This is a genomic window from Neisseria weixii (assembly GCF_002327085.1).
In the GTDB taxonomy this organism is placed as follows: domain Bacteria; phylum Pseudomonadota; class Gammaproteobacteria; order Burkholderiales; family Neisseriaceae; genus Neisseria; species Neisseria weixii.
Window position 1 is genome coordinate 561,399 of sequence record NZ_CP023429.1, and the last position, 19,089, is coordinate 580,487.

General features: G+C 47.7%; 17 protein-coding genes and 2 tRNA genes. 8 read left to right on the top strand and 11 right to left on the bottom strand.

Features of this window, described 5'->3' with window-relative positions; all coding sequences use genetic code 11:
- Positions 1-32: 32 nt before the first annotated feature.
- From CGZ65_RS02785 to trhA, 4 genes are all read left to right on the top strand, one after another.
- Positions 33-1,391 (top strand): deoxyguanosinetriphosphate triphosphohydrolase, encoded by a 1,359-nt coding sequence (locus CGZ65_RS02785; RefSeq protein WP_198345328.1) that lies wholly within the window; start codon positions 33-35, stop codon positions 1,389-1,391.
- A 132-nt stretch (positions 1,392-1,523) separates the two neighbouring features.
- A tRNA-Arg gene (locus CGZ65_RS02790) sits at positions 1,524-1,600 on the top strand.
- A gap of 22 nt (positions 1,601-1,622) precedes the next feature.
- Positions 1,623-1,697: transfer RNA gene (locus CGZ65_RS02795), tRNA-Glu, on the top strand.
- A gap of 178 nt (positions 1,698-1,875) precedes the next feature.
- Positions 1,876-2,502, top strand: a complete 627-nt coding sequence (trhA, locus tag CGZ65_RS02800; RefSeq protein ID WP_096294737.1) for a PAQR family membrane homeostasis protein TrhA — start codon at positions 1,876-1,878, stop codon at positions 2,500-2,502.
- Between the two features lie 56 nt (positions 2,503-2,558).
- On the opposite strand, the gene CGZ65_RS02805 is transcribed toward trhA, so the two are convergent.
- Positions 2,559-3,986, bottom strand: coding sequence for an alanine/glycine:cation symporter family protein (locus tag CGZ65_RS02805; protein WP_096294738.1), 1,428 nt, complete (start codon positions 3,984-3,986; stop codon positions 2,559-2,561).
- Between the two features lie 414 nt (positions 3,987-4,400).
- Here CGZ65_RS02805 and CGZ65_RS02810 point away from each other — a divergent pair, with 414 nt between their 5' ends.
- Positions 4,401-5,126 (top strand): YebC/PmpR family DNA-binding transcriptional regulator, encoded by a 726-nt coding sequence (locus CGZ65_RS02810; RefSeq protein WP_096294739.1) that lies wholly within the window; start codon positions 4,401-4,403, stop codon positions 5,124-5,126.
- Positions 5,127-5,228: 102 nt separating this feature from the next.
- On the opposite strand, the gene CGZ65_RS02815 is transcribed toward CGZ65_RS02810, so the two are convergent.
- The 6 genes from CGZ65_RS02815 to CGZ65_RS02835 form a co-directional block, all read right to left on the bottom strand.
- Positions 5,229-5,726, bottom strand: coding sequence for a disulfide bond formation protein B (locus CGZ65_RS02815; protein ID WP_096294740.1), 498 nt, complete (start codon positions 5,724-5,726; stop codon positions 5,229-5,231).
- A gap of 856 nt (positions 5,727-6,582) precedes the next feature.
- Complete coding sequence (locus tag CGZ65_RS02820) at positions 6,583-6,789, bottom strand: hypothetical protein (protein WP_096294741.1); 207 nt, start codon at positions 6,787-6,789, stop codon at positions 6,583-6,585.
- 87 nt (positions 6,790-6,876) lie between these two features.
- Positions 6,877-7,005 (bottom strand): hypothetical protein, encoded by a 129-nt coding sequence (locus CGZ65_RS14560; RefSeq protein WP_255419103.1) that lies wholly within the window; start codon positions 7,003-7,005, stop codon positions 6,877-6,879.
- Positions 7,006-7,066: 61 nt separating this feature from the next.
- Positions 7,067-7,879: an FKBP-type peptidyl-prolyl cis-trans isomerase gene (locus CGZ65_RS02825; RefSeq protein WP_096294742.1), complete on the bottom strand. Its 813-nt coding sequence runs from the start codon at positions 7,877-7,879 to the stop codon at positions 7,067-7,069.
- A 139-nt stretch (positions 7,880-8,018) separates the two neighbouring features.
- Positions 8,019-8,459: a DNA polymerase III subunit chi gene (locus tag CGZ65_RS02830; RefSeq protein WP_096294743.1), complete on the bottom strand. Its 441-nt coding sequence runs from the start codon at positions 8,457-8,459 to the stop codon at positions 8,019-8,021.
- A 90-nt stretch (positions 8,460-8,549) separates the two neighbouring features.
- Positions 8,550-9,959, bottom strand: coding sequence for a leucyl aminopeptidase (locus CGZ65_RS02835; protein WP_096294744.1), 1,410 nt, complete (start codon positions 9,957-9,959; stop codon positions 8,550-8,552).
- 223 nt (positions 9,960-10,182) lie between these two features.
- Between CGZ65_RS02835 and lptF the strand changes: the two genes are divergently transcribed.
- Together lptF and lptG are read left to right on the top strand one after the other, a co-directional pair.
- Positions 10,183-11,298, top strand: coding sequence for an LPS export ABC transporter permease LptF (lptF, locus tag CGZ65_RS02840; RefSeq protein WP_096294745.1), 1,116 nt, complete (start codon positions 10,183-10,185; stop codon positions 11,296-11,298).
- Positions 11,295-12,365, top strand: a complete 1,071-nt coding sequence (gene lptG, locus CGZ65_RS02845; RefSeq protein WP_096294746.1) for an LPS export ABC transporter permease LptG — start codon at positions 11,295-11,297, stop codon at positions 12,363-12,365. Before lptF ends, lptG begins: the two co-directional genes overlap by 4 nt.
- Positions 12,366-12,428: 63 nt before the next feature.
- Here lptG and serB read toward each other — a convergent pair whose 3' ends face one another.
- From serB to hisC, 4 genes are all read right to left on the bottom strand, one after another.
- Positions 12,429-13,265, bottom strand: coding sequence for a phosphoserine phosphatase SerB (serB, locus tag CGZ65_RS02850; protein ID WP_096294747.1), 837 nt, complete (start codon positions 13,263-13,265; stop codon positions 12,429-12,431).
- Between the two features lie 93 nt (positions 13,266-13,358).
- Positions 13,359-15,401: a right-handed parallel beta-helix repeat-containing protein gene (locus CGZ65_RS02855; protein ID WP_096294748.1), complete on the bottom strand. Its 2,043-nt coding sequence runs from the start codon at positions 15,399-15,401 to the stop codon at positions 13,359-13,361.
- 689 nt (positions 15,402-16,090) lie between these two features.
- Positions 16,091-17,032, bottom strand: coding sequence for an imidazoleglycerol-phosphate dehydratase HisB (gene hisB / locus CGZ65_RS02860; RefSeq protein ID WP_096294749.1), 942 nt, complete (start codon positions 17,030-17,032; stop codon positions 16,091-16,093).
- Between the two features lie 17 nt (positions 17,033-17,049).
- Positions 17,050-18,126, bottom strand: coding sequence for a histidinol-phosphate transaminase (gene hisC, locus CGZ65_RS02865; protein ID WP_096294750.1), 1,077 nt, complete (start codon positions 18,124-18,126; stop codon positions 17,050-17,052).
- A 229-nt stretch (positions 18,127-18,355) separates the two neighbouring features.
- On the opposite strand from hisC, the gene CGZ65_RS02870 reads away from it, so the two are divergent.
- Positions 18,356-18,922, top strand: coding sequence for a tetratricopeptide repeat protein (locus CGZ65_RS02870; RefSeq protein WP_096294751.1), 567 nt, complete (start codon positions 18,356-18,358; stop codon positions 18,920-18,922).
- Positions 18,923-19,089: the final 167 nt, after the last annotated feature.

Consider the following 19,089-nt stretch of genomic DNA (forward strand, 5'->3'; position numbering starts at 1 on the left):
GTCAAATCATTAAACCGATACGGAACCTTATCATGCAGGCAAAAATGAACTGGCAGGATTTATTGTCTACCCAACGCTTCCGCGTGAAAGACGGCAGTATTGTGCCGACGGTGACGCCGTCCACACAAGAAGGCATGGATGCCTTGCGCACCGACTTTCACATCGATTACGACCGTGTGGTGTTTTCCGGCTCGTTCCGCCGTTTGGGGCGTAAAACGCAAGTTCATCCTTTTGCCGAACATGATTTGACCCACAACCGTTTAACCCACAGCGTGGAAGTGGCCAGTGTCGGCAGGAGCTTGGGCAACCGTGTCGGCATGATGTTGCAAGCCGGTGAATTTTTGCCTTTGGGCAATACGCCGAGTGATATTGGCGCAGTGGTGCAGGTCGCGTGTTTGGCCCATGATTTGGGCAATCCGCCGTTTGGCCACACCGGTGAAGACGCGTTGCGGGATTGGTTCCGAAATCCGCAACACAGCCGCTATCTGCAAGGCTTGAGCGACATTGAGCGCAATGATGTGCAAACTTATGAAGGCAATGCCCACAGCTTACGCATTTTGGCGACTTTGGAAATGTACCGCAATCGCGGCGGTATGCGCCTGACGGCAGCCACCATCGGCGCTTTACTGAAATATCCGTGGACCACGCAGCATCCCAACGGCAGAAAAAAATTCAATATCTACCAAACCGAGCTGCCCTTTATTCAATGTGTTGCCGAACAATTGGGCTTGCTTCAATTGGGCGAAAACCATTGGGCGCGTCATCCGCTTTCTTATCTGATGGAAGCCGCCGATGACATTTGCTATGCCTTGTTGGACTTGGAAGATGCGGTTGAGCTGGATTTGCTGAGTGATACCGAAGTTGAGAGCATATTATCCGAGCTGACCTTTACTGAAAGTACATGGCATGCCCAATCCAGCCGCCAGCGTTGCGCCATGCTGCGCGGTATTGCCATTGGTCGGGCGATTGATGATGTTGCGCAAACCTTTATGAAACACCAATCCGATTTGCTCAACGGCGAATTCAAAGGCAAAGACTTAATTGCCTTGTGCAGCCCCGAAGTACAGAACACGCTCGAGAAGGCCAAAGATTTGGCGCGCACGCGCATTTTCCGCCATCATACCAAGCTGATCACTGAAATCGCCACGTTCCCATGCTTGGGCTCGATTTTGGATTTGCTCGTGCCGGCGGCTTACGCGTATTTGGAGGATAGGCAGGTTGATTCGCGCCAATCATTAATATTGGAACTGTTCAAAAACGATGACCCGATCACTGAAGATGACACCCTTTACCAAGCCTATATGAAAATTTTGGATTTTGTCGGCGGTATGACCGACAATGCTGCTGCCAAGATGGCACAGGATTTATCCGGCTTAGGCATGTTGCGCTGAAATTATTTAATTTTATTTCAAATATTTATTAAAAATCTCAAAAAATAATTGAAAATGCACTAGACACATTTCAGTAAATTCTTTATTATTCGCTCTTCTTGATTCACAGCGCAACAGCGAAGTGATGAGGATGCACCCGTAGCTCAGTTGGATAGAGTATCTGGCTACGAACCAGAGGGTCGGGCGTTCGAATCGCTCCGGGTGCGCCAGCTAAGAAAAATCCTTTATTCCGCGCCCATCGTCTAGCGGTTAGGACATCGCCCTTTCACGGCGGTAACCGGGGTTCGATTCCCCGTGGGCGTGCCACATACTTAACAAAAGCCTTACTGGATTCAGTAAGGCTTTTGTTTTATCCCTAAATGATTTATTTAAATATCATTCATTTGATAAAAAAGTAGTTAACCTATTTTTATCTTTCAGACGGCCTTTTATTCAGGGAATCGGCGTACACTGTTGGCTGTCATCCATGATGAGAAATAAAGCTATGTATCAAGGTGAGCGTTTTAATGCATATAGCCATTTGGCCGGCGTGCTGCTGGCATTGACCGGCATGGTGTTGCTGATTGTGAAGGCAGTTGAGGATTTTAATCCCTACAAGCTTGCCAGCGCGATTACTTATGGTGTGTGCTTGCTGCTGTTGTATTTGGGCTCGACGCTGTATCACAGCATTCCTCAGCCGAGAGTCAAGGCGGTGTTGCAGAAGGTGGATCATTGCATGATTTATCTGCTGATTGCGGGCAGTTATACGCCGTTTACACTGGTGACGCTGAAGGGGGGCTGGGGCTGGTCGCTGTTCGGTGTGTCTTGGGGGCTGGCTTTATTCGGCATCATTCAGGAGTTGACCATCGGGTGTAAAAGCGAAAAACGCTTATTGTCGTTGGTAATTTATGTGGTGATGGGTTGGTTGATTTTGGTGGCGATGTATCCGCTGGCAAAGAGCTTGTCGGCAGCCGGTTTGTTTTGGCTGGCTTTGGGTGGCGTGTTATATAGTGCCGGGATTTATTGGTTTGTGAACGACACCAAAATCAAATACGGTCACGGTATTTGGCATTTGTTCGTGATGGCGGGCAGTTTGGCGCAGTTTATCTGTATTTATTTTTATGTTTTATAAGTTTCAGACGGCCTTTATTGGAAAAACCTCTCCGAGAAACGGAGAGGTTTTTTTGACTATTTCTTATCGTGAAATTCATGGAACTCGTATTGGTAAGACAATGCTTGGCCGGCTTTGGTTTGCGCCAAATAATCGTCGTACACCGCGCGGATTTCTTTTCGCAGCAGGAAGAGCGCGATTAAGTTCGGAATGACCATAAAGCCGTTAAACATATCCGATAAACTCCACACCAAATCAACCTTGCCCAAAGTGCCCAGCACAATCGCAATCAAAACCAACGAGCGGTAAAAGCCTAAATGTTTGCCGCGGAACAAAAAGCGGATGTTGGATTCACCGAAATAATACCAGCCGATGATGGTGGTAAAGGCAAAGAAAGCCAGGCACACGGCCAGCAATTGACCACCGAAATCGCCGAATGCGATGATAAAAGCTTGTTGGGTCACTGCGGCACCTTTTAAGCCCAAAGTATTGGCATCGGTGAGCAGGATAATCAGCGCGGTGGCGGTGCAGACCAATAAGGTATCGATAAACACGCCGACAAATGCCGCCATGCCTTGCTGCACGGGGTGCTTTACGTTGGCGGTCGCGTGGGCATGCGGGGTCGAACCCATACCGGCTTCATTGGAAAACAAACCGCGTGCCACGCCGTAGCGGATGGCTTCTCGCATACCGATACCGGCCGCGCCGCCCAACACTGCGCTCGGATCGAAAGCCGCCACAAAAATATGCTGGATCATCGGACCGATGTGGGCGGAAAATTTAAACAAAATCACCACCGCGCATAAAATGTAAATTACCGCCATAAACGGCACCACAAACTGCACCACATTGGCAATCCGGTTGACACCGCCGATGACAATCAAACCGGCCAATACCGCCAATACAATGCCCACCGCCAATGCCGGAGCATGAAATGCCACAGTGACCGCGGAAGCAATCGAGTTGGCTTGTGTGGCATTGCCGATAAAGCCCAAGGCGATGATGATGGCGACGGAGAAGAAGCCCGACAAAAAGCGGGCGGCAGGCCGGCCGATTTTTGGGGTTAAGCCGTGGGTAATATAGAATGCCGGGCCGCCGATGTATTTGCCGTGGCTGACGACGCGGTATTTTTGTGCCAAAACCGCTTCGGAAAAAATTGTCGACATGCCCAGTATGGCTGAGAGCCACATCCAAAAAATCGCACCCGGGCCGCCGGCAGTAATCGCTGTGGCGACGCCGGCCACGTTGCCCGTGCCGATTTGGGCAGAAATGGCGACCGCCAAAGCTTGAAATTGGGAAAGAGACTTTTGATCTTTATCGGTGCCGTCTTTTTTACCGAACAAACCGCCGAAAACCGATTTAAAACCTGCACCGAGTTTGGTAATCTGCGGCGCACCCAAATAAACCGTGAAAAACAAGCCAATACCGATTAAGGCATACATCAGCAGGTAATCCCACAGCACTTTATTGACCACGCCCACCAGCGCAGACAATGTTGCTTCCATAATAAACCTCAAAAAATAAAAAGTTAATCAACGTGAAATACACAGCGGCAACTACTCCGCTTTAATCCCGTTTAGACACCTCAGGCGAGCAGGCCGTTGGCCGGATAGGGATTATCCGAATGCTCTTTATCATATTTTCTTTAATAAAGAAACATTTTCGGCATCATACGCCTAATCTCGACTCAAGAGAATACAAAAACTGAATGGATATAACGGAATTTAACATAAAATTGATTTATACCAAGCGGACATACAGGCCGTCTGAAAGTTTTCGGCCGCAAAAAACTTATGATAAAATACGCATTTTGAAAATAGAATGACTCATGCATGTACGTGATTGATTAAAATAAGAATGGCATAAACCCATGCTTATTTTAATCGGTTATCAAACGCAAAAAATCGAAAGGAATCCACATGGCAGGCCATAGTAAGTGGGCGAATATCCAGCACAAAAAAGCGCGCGTCGATGCGCAGCGCGGCAAAATTTTTACCAAACTGATTAAAGAAATCACCGTTGCGGCCAAATTGGGCGGCGGCGATCCGGCAGCCAATCCGCGTTTGCGTCTGGCTATGGACAAAGCATGGGATGCCAACATGCCGAAAGACAACGTGCAGCGCGCGATTGACAAAGGCACAGGTAATTTGGAAGGCGTGGAATACATCGAATTGCGTTACGAAGGCTACGGTATCGGCGGCGCAGCTTTGATGGTTGACTGCATGACCGACAACAAAACCCGCACTGTGGCCGATGTTCGCCATGCGTTTACCAAAAACGGCGGTAATCTGGGCACTGACGGTTGCGTGGCCTTTAATTTTGAGCACCAAGGCTATTTGGTTTTCGCCGATGCGGATGAAGATGCGTTGATGGAAGCCGCTTTGGAAGCGGGCGCGGAAGACGTGCTTGTCGATGAGGAAGGCATGATTGAAGTCATTACCGCACCAAACGACTGGGCAGGCGTGAAAGCCACATTAGAAGAAGCCGGCTTTAAATCGGTGGATGGTGATGTGACTATGCGGGCGCAAAATGAAACCGTGCTGACTGGCGAAGATGCCGTGAAAATGCAAAAGCTGCTCGAAGCGTTGGAAAGCTTGGACGACGTACAAAACGTTTACACTTCGGCTGTATTGGATTTGGAATAAATCCTGTTGGGCAGTAGATATGAAAAAAAGCAGACTGAAATCAGCCTGCTTTTTTTATTTAGACAGGCCGTCTGAAATATTTCAGACGGCCTTGACTCCATCTCAAACTCGTATCTGACGGGTTTTAAACCACATGCCCCACACCAATAACACGACAAAGCCAAAATACAAAGCGCTCCACACCGGTAGGGCAACGCCAAAGATGTAATCCGGTTCGGCGCAATTGCCAAAGCCGCGCACAATCGGTTCGTACCATTCAAACAGCGGCCAATCACGTAGGCGGAAAGTCCACGGCGCACCGCAGGCAGGAGCGGTGCCGGCGGGCAGGCTTTGAATCCAGATTTGGTAAATGGCCACGCCCATGCCGTAAAGTGCCGGAATGCTGACCAAGAATGCGCTCGCGGTACGGGCAGCAAGGGAAAGTTGACGGTTAAATGCGGTGAGCAAAGCAACAAAGCCGACGGCCAACACCATTAAGCGCTGCACAATACACAGTACGCAAGGATTCACGCCGACAATGTACTGCAAAACGAAAGAACCGCATGCGGCGGCGGCGGATAGGGTAACAATGCCCCATAAAGTTAAGCGGAATAAGTTCATAATCCTAAAGCCGTTTCAGACGGCCTATTAATAGTTAATAATAGTTAAGTGTGTTGTTGGTGATAACGCTTCGGGAGTGTTAACGGAATCGAATGCCAAAGAATAGTTAGGCCGAAACCTTTCAAAGGCCTAGCCAGAATAAAAAAATATTACTTAAGTTATCAAATAAGCTTTTTAATATTAGATGTTCCTCGTTGCCTATGATTAAGTTTATTTAGGAACATATCCCCTTCGTGCGCAGACACACAAAACCTGAGACCTTTGCAAAATTCCCATCTTTGGCACATTTCTTCGTTATACGCTGCTCGAAAGCTTGCCTGTCTTTATGATATGTCTTTGCTTTCTGTGCTGCTATAATTTTGAACTGTACTCAAACCCGGGGTTTTGCAAAGGTCTCAGCCTGTTGGCAACTTTCAGCAGATTGAGACATAATTGCGTTCAAATGATTTTGCGCAGTGACTTTCAATAACCCGATATAACAATAACCCGATATAAGCAGTACGATGATGGTGGAATTTACAGTGCAACGCTGCCAAAACGCTGTTCCACCACATAGCGCGTTTTCGATAATTGTAGCGCATTACGCAGAAATGTACCAAAGAAGATGCTGATTTGACAAAGGCTGCAGCCTTGAATTTACATAATATTTACATAATAAAGATGTTCACAGTTTGTTTCAATAGCCCGAAAGCCAAATAGAATATGACCAAAGCAATCACACCATCGAGTAGTTGCCACACTTATTCGTGTCGGAACAGCGGCAATAGCAGCCGCGAAGCCGAAGCCTAATCCGCCGAACCACAACCTCTGATGCGGTGATGGCGTCTGCTAAAAAGAATGGTTTGGCGGTTTGGTCCTAATGGGCTGTGCTGCCGCCAATCAACACTATGGTATCGATGGACACATGCGGATTGAGCAAGGTGAGCGCCAGCGTAGTAGCGGTGATTTTTAAGGCAGAGGGAGGAAGGTGGTTTTCGGTATTCACGGTGAGATAATTGCTGCCTTGCCATGCGCGTTTGGCGATCATTGTGCTACAGGCCAATACAAATAAGGCACCTGCCAAGGCCGGCGCGCCAGATAATTCTCAGGCTGTCGGAGAGTAAGGCGCTTAAGCCAAATAAGCCCAAGGTCTCCAGCATCCCATCACCAGTCAGTACAACAGCACCACCGGCCAAACATGCTGGCGCAATAAGCCCTGTTTCAGTACCAGTGAGTTTTGTACGCCGATAGCCATAATCAAACCGGCGGAAATGAGAAAACCGTTAATACAATGGGGCATAATTCTTATATAAACAGGCCGTCTGAAAATGTTCAGACGGCCTGTTCGGCATCACAAAAGATTATTGCACTTTTTTGATTTGTACTTCAGGTTGGGCAGGCATATCTTCTGCACCGCCGACTTTCACCAATTTCACATCGAAAATCAAGGCGGAATTCGGACCGATTTTGTCGCCCGCACCTTGTTCGCCGTAAGCCAGTTTGGCCGGGATAAAGAAGGTTGCTTCTCCGCCTTCTTTCAACAATTGTACAGCTTCTTGCCAACCCGGAATCACTTGGTTTACCGGGAAGGTTACCGGCCGGGCGCCGTTTTGTTTGCTGCTGTCGAATACGGTGCCGTCAATCAAGCGGCCTTCGTATTCTACGGTAACCACATCTTCTTTGGTTGGTTTCTTGCCGGTGCCTTCGTTTTTCATCACATATTGCAAACCGGAAGCGGTGGTTTTGACACCTTCTTTAGCCGCGTTTTCTTTCAGGAAAGATTCGCCTTTTTCGAGATTGGCTTTGGCATCTTCACTGCGTTTGGCTTGCGCTTTTTCCTGCTGCTCGGTCAGGAATTTCATCATCACTTCTTGCGCCTGCATTTCGTTCATTTTCGGCTCTTTGCCGTCATACACGGTTTGTAAGGCTTCATTGAATACTTTCAGGTCGATGTCGGTACCTTGGTCTTTCATTTGTTTCAAAGAACGACCGATGTCCACACCCATTGCGTAGCTGGCTTGTTGCGCCGGTGTCCCAATGGCATCTACGCCGTTTGCTGCACCGGAAGCAGCAGAAGCCGTTGCAGGAGTTGCGCCTGTATCTTTTTTCTCACAAGCAACCAATGACAAGGCGGCGGCCAGAGCCAGCGCGCTGAATTTGAAAGTTTTGTTCATAATGCTGTTTCTTTGAATGAAAAAGAGAAACGTCATTATAGCCCAGGACGCCTGAAAATAAATCAGGCTGTCTGAAAAATTATCGTTGGATTTGTAAAGATGATGAGTGGATTTCAGACGGCCTATGCCGTCTGCACGTTTATGCTTTACCTTCCATTTTGTGATGTTCGATATTGAAACTGCTTTGGCGGTAAGCGCGGAATCGTTCGCGTGCTTCAGCCAAATCTTCCAAACTGTTGCCGACGATTTCCAGTACACGCTCGGGCGGATGCGCCGCGTCCGACCAAAAATCGGGCGATAAATTCAAAACGGTGATGTCGGCAGGAAGCGTGGGTAAGGTGTTGCCGCTAGCCAGTAAAACAGGCGTTTCAGACGGCATTATTTCACCGGTTTGCCAAATCTCGTGCGCAATAAAACTTTCCGCATCCTGCTGCCATAAACCGCGGTCAAGGCGTGCAATCGTATCGGCCGAATCCGACCAAACCAATACCCGGCCGTCACCGCGAATTGCACGGGCAGCCAAACGGCAGATAAAAATGGCAGGTTGGGCGACATGGGTGTAAAACGTGGCTTTGGGCATGGCAGTATCAAGTAAGATTGAATTGTGTTGAATTATAACAAAGGCCGTCTGAAAAACATTTTTTCAGACGGCCTGCGTGATGAATTAAACTTATTTCACATGGCGCAAATAATTCAGCAACAAAGGAACAGGGCGGCCGGTAGCACCTTTTTCGCTGCCGGATTTCCATGCGGTGCCTGCGATGTCGAGATGCGCCCATGGGTAAGCTTCGGTGAAATGCGACAGGAAAGTGGCGGCGGTAATGGTGCCGGCGCCCGGTGTGCTGATGTTCGGGAGGTCGGCAAAGTTGGACTTGAGCTGTTCTTTATAAGTGTCAAACAACGGCAGCTGCCATGCTTTGTCGTTGACTTCTTTAGATGAAGCCAGCAGGCTGTCAACCAATTCCTGATTGTTGCCCATCAGGCCGCTGACGTCGTGACCCAAGGCGATGATGCAGGCACCGGTGAGGGTGGCGACATCGATGACGGCTTTGGGTTTGAACTGTTCGGCGTAGGTGAGCGCATCACACAAAATCAGACGGCCTTCGGCATCAGTATTCAACACCTCGATGCTCAAGCCTTTCATGCTGGTGACGATGTCGCCCGGTTTGGTGGCCATGCCCGATGGCATGTTTTCGCAAGTCGGTACAATCGCAATCAGGTTAACCGGCAATTGCAGCTTCACGGCCGCGCAGAAGGTACCGATCACGGTGGCTGCGCCGCACATGTCGAATTTCATTTCATCCATGTTCAAGCCCGGTTTCAATGAAATGCCGCCGGTGTCGAAGGTAATACCTTTGCCGACCAACACAATGGGGGCGGCTTCTTGTTCTGCGGCGCCGAAGTAAGAGAGCTCGATTAAATAAGGGTCTTGTACGCTGCCTTTGGCAACCGCCCAAAACGAACCCATATTGGTTTTGATGTAGTCTTTTTCGATGATTTTGGCCTGAGCGCCCAATTTTTCTGCTTCGGATTTGGCGGTGGCGGCTAAAAAATCCGGCGTGCATTCGTTTGGCGCGGCATTGCCCAAATCACGGCAAAGGCTTTGGCCGAACACTTGCGCATCGGCTACTTTGACAGCTCGGTCAACTTTTTCAGCGTGTTCGGTATGGAAAGCAGTGTGGGTCAGCTTCGCCGGTTTGGCTTCTTTTTTGTAACGGTCGAAACGGTAGGCCGCGTTGCCGAATGCCACGGCAAAGGCTTCGGCCACGCGCGGGGCGTTGATTTCGCAAAACGGCATGATGTCAACGCTCACTGTTTCTTGTTTCTGCGCCCATTTGGCGGCTTCGGCGGCGGCTTTGTCGAGGGTGGTGCGTTCAAGATCTTTCAAATACACGAAGGCTACGGCTTGTAAACCGTCAGCAGAAAGGGTTTTGGTTTCGGCAAAAGTTTGGTCTTCTTCCAATGCGCGGAATAGGGCAAGGGCGGTCTCGTGGTGAAGTTGGGTTTCTTCCGTACAAATAAATAACGCTGCGCCTGCCTGATTCGGCTGCAATTTTTCGGCTTTTGTGCTAAATTCCACGTTTATTCTCCTGATTGAATATGGGTGTTCGGATGTTTCAGACGGCTTGGCGCCGTGTGAGAAAGACGGAATGATTGTACTCCATCATCAGGCCGTCTGAAACCTTATTTCATGATACCGGCAGGTTGCGCGTTTGCATTATTGCGTTTCAGACGGCCTGTAAAGAATAACAGCGAGAACCTGCCAACCGGCTTTACGCCGCCCAGCTTGAAACAGCAATTATATGATTTATCAAAGAAATTTTATTAAAGAATTGTCTTTTACCGCAGTCGGCATTTTTGTGGTGCTGCTGGCGGTATTGGTATCGACGCAAGCGATTAACCTGCTTGGGCGCGCCGCCGATGGGCGGGTAGCGATTGATGCCGTGTTGGCGTTGGTCGGCTTCTGGGTCATCGGCATGACGCCGTTGCTGATGGTGTTGACGGCGTTTATCAGCACGTTGACGGTACTGACCCGTTATTGGCGCGACAGCGAAATGTCGGTGTGGCTCTCCAGCGGTTTGGCTTTGAAGCAATGGATTAAACCGGTGATGCAGTTTGCTGTACCGTTTGCGGTCTTGATTGCCGTGATGCAGCTTTGGGTGATGCCGTGGGTGGAGCTGCGCAGCCGCGAATATGCCGAAATTTTGAAGCAGAAACAAGAGCTTTCTTTGGTGGAGGCGGGTGAATTCAACGCTTTGGGCAAGCGTAACAACCGTGTTTATTTTGTGGAAACCTTCGATGCCGACTCGGGCGTGATGAAAAACCTGTTTTTGCGCGAGCAAGATGATAAAGGCAACGACAACGTTGTGTTTGCCAAAGAAGGAAATTTTGCGCTGACTGACAATAAACGCACATTGGAATTGCGTAACGGTTACCGCTACAGCGGCACGCCGGGGCAGGCCGATTACAATCAAGTTTCGTTTGAAAAGCTGAGCCTGATTATCAGCACCACACCGAAAATCGTCGATCCGGTTTCTCACCGCCGCACCATTCCGACCTCGCAATTAATCGGCAGTGACAACCCACAGCACCAAGCCGAATTAATGTGGCGTGTGTCTTTGCCGATCAGCATTTTGCTGCTGACTATGCTGGCGGTGCCGCTTTCATATTTTAATCCGCGCACCGGCCACACTTATAATATCCTAATTGCCATTGGTTTATTCCTGATTTATCAAAACGGCCTGACCTTTTTACGCAACGCGGTGGAGAGCGGTAAAATCCATTTCTTCATTGGGCTGATTCCGATGCATGTGCTGATGTTTGCTGTTGCTGTGGTGTTGTTGTGTGTACGCAGTATGCCGGCGCAGCCGTTTTGGCAGGCTGTGGCAAAAAGCTTGAGTTTGAAAGGCGGAAAATGAATCTGATTTCACGTTATATTATCCGCCAAATGGCCGTAATGGCCTTGTATGCGTTGCTGGCGTTTTTGGCTTTATACAGCTTTTTTGAAGTGATTGACGAAGTCGGCAATCTTGGCAAAGGGGGTTATGATGGCGCGAAAATGGCGCAATATGTGCTGCTGCAGATGCCGGCGCGCGCCTATGAATTGATGCCTTTGGTGGTATTAATCGGCGGCTTGATTTCCTTGAGCCAGTTGGCGGCAGGCAGTGAATTGACGGTGATGAAAGCCAGCGGCTTGAGTACCAAAAAGCTGCTGCTGATTTTGGCGCAATTCGGTTTGATTTTTGCGTTGGCTACTGTGGCCTTGGGTGAATGGGTTGCGCCGAAACTCAGCCAACGCGCGGAAAACTTGAAAACCACCGCCATCAACGGCAAGCTCACCGCCGGCGACACCGGTTTGTGGCTGAAAGAAAAAAACAACATTATTAATGTGCGTGAAATGCTGCCCGATAAAACTCTTTTGGGCGTAAAATTTTGGCAGTACAATGAAAAATATGAATTGGAGCAAGCCGGCGAAGCCGAATCGGCGGTGTTGAATGCTGACGGTAGCTGGCAATTAAAAAACGTGCGCCACAGTGTGCTTCACGGTAATCGTGTTGAAGTGAGGACAGAAGCTGAGCAACGCTGGGAAACCGCACTCAACAGCAAATTGCTGGATGTATTGCTGGTCGATCCAGATCAGATGTCGGTATCCGAACTCACTACTTATATCATGCATTTGAAAGACAACCATCAGCAAACGCAGAGCTATTCGATTGCTTGGTGGCGCAAAGTCATGTATCCGATTGCCGCCTTGGTGATGGCTTTGGTGGCTTATGCGTTTACCCCGCAAACCACGCGCCACGGCAATATGGGTTTGAAACTGTTTGGCGGTATTTGTTTAGGCTTGGCCTTCCATTTCGCCGGCCGCTTTTTTGGTTTTACCAGCCAGCTTTATGGCGTACCGCCTTTCTTGGCCGGCGCGTTGCCGACCATTATCTTTGCGGTTTGGGCGGTTTACCTGATTCGCAAACAGGAAAAACGCTGAGTATTTAATCAAAAGGCCGTCTGAAATATCGGGTTTCAGATGGCCTTTTGCTTGGTAAGGCGATTAACGGAACCAGCCGCGAATGCGTTCTAATCCGCCAAAATTAATGCAGGCATCGGCATGCAGTTGTGTCTTTGGTTTGGCACGGTAGGCTATACCGATGCCGGCGGTTTCCAGCATAGGAATGTCGTTAGCACCATCGCCCACGGCTAAGGTTTTTGAAGCGGTTAAACCGAGTTTGTCGCGGTATTCGTTCAACAAATCCTGTTTTCTTTGTGCATCCACCACGTCACCCAATACTTGGCCGGTGAGTTTGCCATCGGTGATTTCCAAAACGTTGGCAAACTGATATTCAAAGCCGAGACGTTGTTGCAGGCGCTCGGTAAAGAAGGTAAAACCGCCGGAAACCAGTAGGAATTTCACATCGTGTTTTTTGCACTCGGCCAATAAATATTCGGAGCCGGGCGACAACTGCAACACGTTTTCATATACGTCGTACAAAAACTGCTCGTCCAAGCCTTTGAGTAGCGCCACGCGGCTGCGTAAGGATTGCTCGAAATCCAGTTCTCCATGCATAGTGCGTTCGGTGATTTCGGCTACTTGTTCTTTCAAGCCGGCACCGGCGGCGATTTCATCGATACATTCGATGGTAATCAGCGTGGAATCCATGTCGCTGACAATCAGCCCCAAATCGTTAAATGCCATATCGGGCAACACCGCAGCATCAATTTCTTGGCGGTCAAGTTCGGTTTTAGTGGCAGCGGGCAGGGTAAAATCTTCGGCTACGGCAAAACGCAGGCTGTGAGGTGTGTATTGCGGCTCAGCCAGCTTGAGGCTGTGCAATGCCCTTAAATCGCAGCGTGAGAAATCAGAGTGTTGAAGCACAAGAACGTTTGGCATGATAGAGAAATGATTGGATTGGAGAACCGCGATTATAGCAAAGAAAGAAAAGGCCGTCTGAAACAATCTGTTTCAGACGGCCTTTGATTGAGATTATAAAATACCGAGTGAATTTAAGGTATTGATGGTATAGGTGTCATCTAAAGCATCGTATGAATAAGCTTTGGCTTCACCTAATTTCGCTTGGTCGTAGGCGGTAAAAAGGGCGTTGACTTTAAAGGCATTTTTATCGATGTCGAAAACGGTGGTCAATTCTTTTTCTATCGCGTCGGCCGCTTCCTTAGTATCGTTGAACGATTTTAGCTGCTTGGTATTTAAGTTGGAGTAAACATCCATTGTTTTGCCGTTGTGCGTATTATCAATGGCCACATAAGACGCGTTTTTGTGTTGCAGCCAATCTGCCGTCAGCTTGACGCGTGAGCTGGTTACTAAGTCGTTATCACTGACGGTTACGCTGGCGCTTTCTTTATTGCTGGTGCCGATAAAGCTGATGATGGATTTGTCTAAAATACCTTTTAAAGCAAAGTTGTTGTCGGTAACGGCGTATGTTTTGGCATTACCAATCAATTGCACACCTTCGACCACGCCGCTGGTTTTATTGATGCTGATGTCGTTGTCACTGACCGTCACGCTGCCGCGTAAAGTATCGGAAGCGTTTTTCTCTTCAACGTAAATCGGTACCGTGCCTTTCACGATTTCACCGATGTCGGCGGTGTTGCCAGAGATATTAATCGTGCCGGAACCGGCGCCATTTTTACCATTTAGCGAAGTGTCGTTAATTGCGGCAATCAGATACTTGCTACTGGTTCCTTCGATGGTATTGTCGGTGATGTTGACGGTGTAATCGATGGAATGCTCATGATTGCGAAATTCAATGCCGTAAGTATGCAGGGCATCGCGATGAACAGCTAAGCCGCTGATTTTATTGCCACTGATTTCATAATTGGCGTTGTTTTCCGTGTGTAAGTCACGACGCTGGGTGTTGGTTTCCAATTGGATGCCGCCATAACCATGATAAAACTGACCTAAATCGTCATCATGATAAAGGCGGAAGCTTGGATCTTGGATAACGGTGTTGTCTTTAATGACGACATCATCCATGGCGTATTGGCGGTTATAAACGGCAATGCCATATAAGCGGTCACCATTGGAGACGTTGTTTTTAATCACAATGTCGGTACCGTCATGTACATCCAAGCCTTTGCGGTAGTTGTGGTCGGTGTAGTTGTTAGTATAGGTGATACCGAAATTGTAGGTGCCTGCCAAAGCAGCAATGCCGTAACCGGTACCGCCATCGTATTGCGAGCCGTTCCAGGCTGCGATATTGCCGTTGGCTACAAAATCTTCTTGATAGGCGACTAATGCGCCGCCAACGCGGTTGTGGTGCAGATAGCTGTTTTCAATTCGATTGTTTTCACCCAAAGGCAATCTGGCGTCGGTTTCATCGATTTCACCATTTTCTACGCGGGTTTTGTAGGTGGTGCCGGTGCGGCTGTCTTTGTTGGTGGCGCTGGTTGAGGTAAACAAAATTCCCGCACGGTTGGCGCCTGAGGCTTCTACACCCGAAATCAGGGTGTTGTCGGCATCGTTGACCAAAATACCAGTTATCTTGCCGAAGTAACTTTGGCCTTTGCGGTAGAAATCACTGGTGTGCGTGTATTCAATGGATAAATTCGAGATATTTACGTTGTTGACGCCATCGACCAAAATACCGGCATATTTTCGAATATCGCCGTCGTTGTTGTTTGAGTTGAAAACACCGTCTTGCTTGGTATCAAAGCTGATTTTGGTTGCGCCCATGCCGTCTCCAAACAAACCCTTTACGTTGCTCAAAGATTTATCAATGACGATTTGATCCGCAATATACAGTTTGCCGCTCAAATATACGGCAGCTTTTTCCTTATTGGCCACTTCAAGCGCAGCTTTGATGGCCGCCGAGCTGTCGGTTTTGCCGGTTTTGTCGGTGCCGAATTGGCCGGCATCAATGTATTTACCAAATTTACTGTTGGAATAAACTGTATAAGTGATGCCTGAGGCTGTGGTTTTGGTAGCTAAGACTGAATCATTGCTGCGTTGGGTCTTTGAAGCACTGATTAGCGTTTGAAAGGTGGGAATCTGATTCACAGTTCCAGACATAAAATCTTCCTTTATTTAAAATTTAATAAATTAAAAATCTTTTATCATTTAAAAAAGAACGTTTTCATGTGCTTGAGAATGTATTTTGATTAAATAGTAGTAATATTGAATTTAAATTTCAATTATTTTTTAATTTTTGTAATATTATGCTAATATTTTTATAATATGGAATTAATTTAAGATTTAAGTGTATTTATGGTAACTCTTTACTAGATATTCGGTCAAGTATTTTGATAGGCGGATTTCATATTTGGACGTTTAATTTAAACTAATTTTAATGTTATAATATGAATTATTTTAAACGAATAAAAACTAAATATCATAAAAAAAGTGTGGTTATTGACATGTCTATTTTATGAAATGGTAAAGATAAATATTAAGTGTCGGAAATTAAATTAATTAATTATAGGCATACATCTTGATAAAAATTCAAAAATTTTATCATATTTAATATGGTTAAAATGACAAACAAAGTAATAATATTAAGGAATGGTTAATCTGTAGTGAAACAGATTTAATATGGAAATTAGAAAATATTTGCGATGTTTGTTTCAATTCATTGTATAGATTATTGAAATAACCTTGATAAATATAAGGTTATTTTAGACGTATAATGTTAAAAATCTCACTAAATTAAAAAAACCGTATTTCAGACGGCCTGAAATACGGTTTGAATTTGAATGGCTGGATTAAGCAGTCAATGTGCCTTTGGTCGAAGGCATTTTACCGGTCATGCGCTCATCGTATTCTACTGCCATGCGCAGGGCGCGTCCGAAGGCTTTGAACACGGTTTCGGCTTGGTGGTGGGCGTTTTTGCCGCGCAGGTTATCGATGTGCAGCGTCATCATGCTGTGGTTTACCAAGCCGTGGAAGAATTCGCTGAATAAATCCACATCGAATCGGCCAATCATGGCTCGGGTAAATTCGATGTTGTATTCCAAACCCGGGCGGCCGGAGAGGTCGAGCACCACGCGGCTTAAGGCTTCGTCTAACGGCACATAGGCGTGGCCGTAGCGACGTATGCCCATTTTGTTGCCCAAGGCTTGTTTCAAGGCTTGACCTACGGTGATGCCGATGTCTTCAACGGTGTGGTGGTCGTCGATATGTAAGTCGCCTTTGCACACGATATCCAAGTCAATTAAACCGTGGCGGGCGATTTGGTCGAGCATGTGGTCGAGAAACGGCACACCGGTATCGAAACGGCCGATACCGCTGCCATCCAGATTGAGCTGTACGCTGATTTGGGTTTCGCTGGTGTTGCGGGTCACGCTGACATAGCGGCCTTCGGTGGCGATTTGTACCACGCTGTTTTCAGACGGCATACCGCCTTGAATCAGGGTAAGGTTAGCGGTTTCTGCTGCCTGCTCTTGCGCCGCGGCTTTTTCTTTGTCTTTGCCGTGGTCGCGGTCAAGCCAGCCTTTGCGTTTGCTCATGCCTTGTTCTAATTTCTGTGCCAAGCTCGGGCGGATGCCGCGTGCTTTTTCATCGTCAACTTGTTCTTCCAAGCGGCGTTTGAGTTGGGACAGGGAGGCGGCGTTTTCATAACCGCATTGGCGCGCCAGCTTGGTAAGCGAACCGGCTTCTTCAATCAGTAAATACAGATTGTCTAAATGGCGTTTGGTTTTATTCATGGTGACAAGTCTCGTGTTTAAGCGTAAAGCTTGCGGATAATGTTTAAGACGGCATCATTTTGCTCGGGAGATCCGATGGTCAGGCGGACGCATTGATCCAAGAGCGGATGGTTGCCGTGCAGCTTTTTTATCAGAATGTTGTTTTGTTTTAAAGTGTTAAATAATCCGACCGCATCAGGTACGCGGACGGTAATGAAATTGGCTTCGCTCGGAAAGGCTTTCAGACGGCCTATGGTAGATAATTCGGCAAACATGCGTTCGCGTTCGGCTTTTAATTTTAACACATTGTCATTAATAATTTCAAAGTGTTGCATGGCAAATTTTGCCGTGGCCAAGCTTAATTGGTTCATGTTATAGGGTGGTAGGATTTTGGCCAATTCGTTCATGATGTTTGCGCTGCCGGCGGCGTAGCCGATACGGATACCGGCAAAACCGATTTTGCTGACAGTGCGCATCACCACCAAATTATCCATGCTGCCGGCTTGCGGCAGGAAACTGTCGCCGCTGAACGCGCCATAGGCTTCGTCCACCACCACAATACCTTTTGCTGCACGAATCACTGCTTCGACTTCTTCGCGTGTAAAATGCACGCCGGTCGGATTATTGGGGTAGGCGATAAAGGTCAGCGCGGGATTGTGTGCTTCAATGGCAGCTAAAACGGCCGCTAAATCAAGCGTGAAATCGTTATTCAGCGGCACGCCGACATAATTCATGCCGAACAAAGCTGCATTTTGCTTATACATCACAAAGCCCGGTTCCACCGCCAGCATGGTTGCGCCGGGTTTGGCCAATAGTAGGGTAATGAATTGAATTAATTCGTCCGAACCATTGCCCAAAGCGACACTTGCTGCTTCAGGAATGGCAAAAGCTTCACGCAACGCTTCCTGCAAGCCGCTGGCGGCAGGATTGGGATAGAGATGTACATCGGCCTGAGCCAACAGCGCCGTCCATTCGTTTAACAGCTCAGGCGGACCGGCAAACGGGTGATACGGGCTTTCCATCGCATCCAATTTGATAAAGCCTTCGGGCAGGTCGGCGACGTGATAAGCGGTCATGGCTTTCACGTCATCGCGGATAAAATCAAGCGTAGACATGGCGGTTCCTTAAATTGATATGCTGATTGGCAGGTATTTAGTTTTCGCAGGTTTTATTGATAATGCAAATGCAACATGCTGTGTTATCAATGCGGCGATGCGCGCAAAGAATTGTAATGTAACATAAAAAGCGCATAAAAACAGCTATTTTGACGACAATATTTTTTCAGACGGCTTATAATGTTCAATAAATAGCGAAAGCTGATAAACAAATTTCAGGGGGAATGCAATGAAATGGATACCACTATTGATTACGGCATTGGCCGTCAGTGCCTGCCACGCACCCAACCAAAATACGCAAGCCAATAACCTCCCTGCAAACCAAGCGCAACATCAAGCCTTTGATTTGGTTGAAAAAGGAAAGGATGCTTATGAAGCGCAACATTATGTCGAAGCCATGACTTATTTCACCCAAGCTTCCGCCGCCGGACACATGAGTGCACCGCGTTACATCGGCATCATGTATTTAAACGGCTACGGCGTAAAGAAAAACGTCCGCCGCGCCGTGGCCGAATTCAGTAAAGCCGCCCAATGGGGTGATGCGACCGGCCAATTCTGGCTAGGTTATTGTTACGAACAAGGCATTGGTGTCACGCAAAACCGTGAACAAGCCTTAAAATGGTATGAACTTTCTGCCCGCCAAGGCGACACTTATTCGGCTTCTGCCATGACTGCTTTGGGCCGTATGTCGGAAAGCGAAGATTTGCAGGAAGCCATTGAATGGTATCAAAAATCTGCCGCAGTCGGTGATAAAGAATCGCGTGTGGCTTTGAAGCGTTTGAATGTTGGACTGTGATGATTGATGAATGCGTATGCAAATACGATGAATTACTTTATTAATTTTTCATATATTTAAGGTAAAATTGCCAACCATTAACAAAAGTAATAAAAGCCGTCTGAATATTAATATTTCAGACGGCTTTTTATTATACACGGAAGTACAAACCTGTTTCATCGTGGATG

What these genes read in the sequence shown, in the direction of transcription:
- CGZ65_RS02785 (WP_198345328.1), top strand. Translation starts at nt 33, where the DNA reads ATGCAGGCAAAAATGAACTGGCAGGATTTATTGTCTACCCAACGCTTC.
- trhA (WP_096294737.1), top strand. Translation starts at nt 1,876, where the DNA reads ATGTATCAAGGTGAGCGTTTTAATGCATATAGCCATTTGGCCGGCGTG.
- CGZ65_RS02805 (WP_096294738.1), bottom strand. Translation starts at nt 3,986, where the DNA reads ATGGAAGCAACATTGTCTGCGCTGGTGGGCGTGGTCAATAAAGTGCTG.
- CGZ65_RS02810 (WP_096294739.1), top strand. Translation starts at nt 4,401, where the DNA reads ATGGCAGGCCATAGTAAGTGGGCGAATATCCAGCACAAAAAAGCGCGC.
- CGZ65_RS02815 (WP_096294740.1), bottom strand. Translation starts at nt 5,726, where the DNA reads ATGAACTTATTCCGCTTAACTTTATGGGGCATTGTTACCCTATCCGCC.
- CGZ65_RS14560 (WP_255419103.1), bottom strand. Translation starts at nt 7,005, where the DNA reads ATGCCCCATTGTATTAACGGTTTTCTCATTTCCGCCGGTTTGATTATG.
- CGZ65_RS02825 (WP_096294742.1), bottom strand. Translation starts at nt 7,879, where the DNA reads ATGAACAAAACTTTCAAATTCAGCGCGCTGGCTCTGGCCGCCGCCTTG.
- CGZ65_RS02830 (WP_096294743.1), bottom strand. Translation starts at nt 8,459, where the DNA reads ATGCCCAAAGCCACGTTTTACACCCATGTCGCCCAACCTGCCATTTTT.
- lptF (WP_096294745.1), top strand. Translation starts at nt 10,183, where the DNA reads ATGATTTATCAAAGAAATTTTATTAAAGAATTGTCTTTTACCGCAGTC.
- lptG (WP_096294746.1), top strand. Translation starts at nt 11,295, where the DNA reads ATGAATCTGATTTCACGTTATATTATCCGCCAAATGGCCGTAATGGCC.
- serB (WP_096294747.1), bottom strand. Translation starts at nt 13,265, where the DNA reads ATGCCAAACGTTCTTGTGCTTCAACACTCTGATTTCTCACGCTGCGAT.
- CGZ65_RS02855 (WP_096294748.1), bottom strand. Translation starts at nt 15,401, where the DNA reads ATGTCTGGAACTGTGAATCAGATTCCCACCTTTCAAACGCTAATCAGT.
- hisB (WP_096294749.1), bottom strand. Translation starts at nt 17,032, where the DNA reads ATGAATAAAACCAAACGCCATTTAGACAATCTGTATTTACTGATTGAA.
- hisC (WP_096294750.1), bottom strand. Translation starts at nt 18,126, where the DNA reads ATGTCTACGCTTGATTTTATCCGCGATGACGTGAAAGCCATGACCGCT.
- CGZ65_RS02870 (WP_096294751.1), top strand. Translation starts at nt 18,356, where the DNA reads ATGAAATGGATACCACTATTGATTACGGCATTGGCCGTCAGTGCCTGC.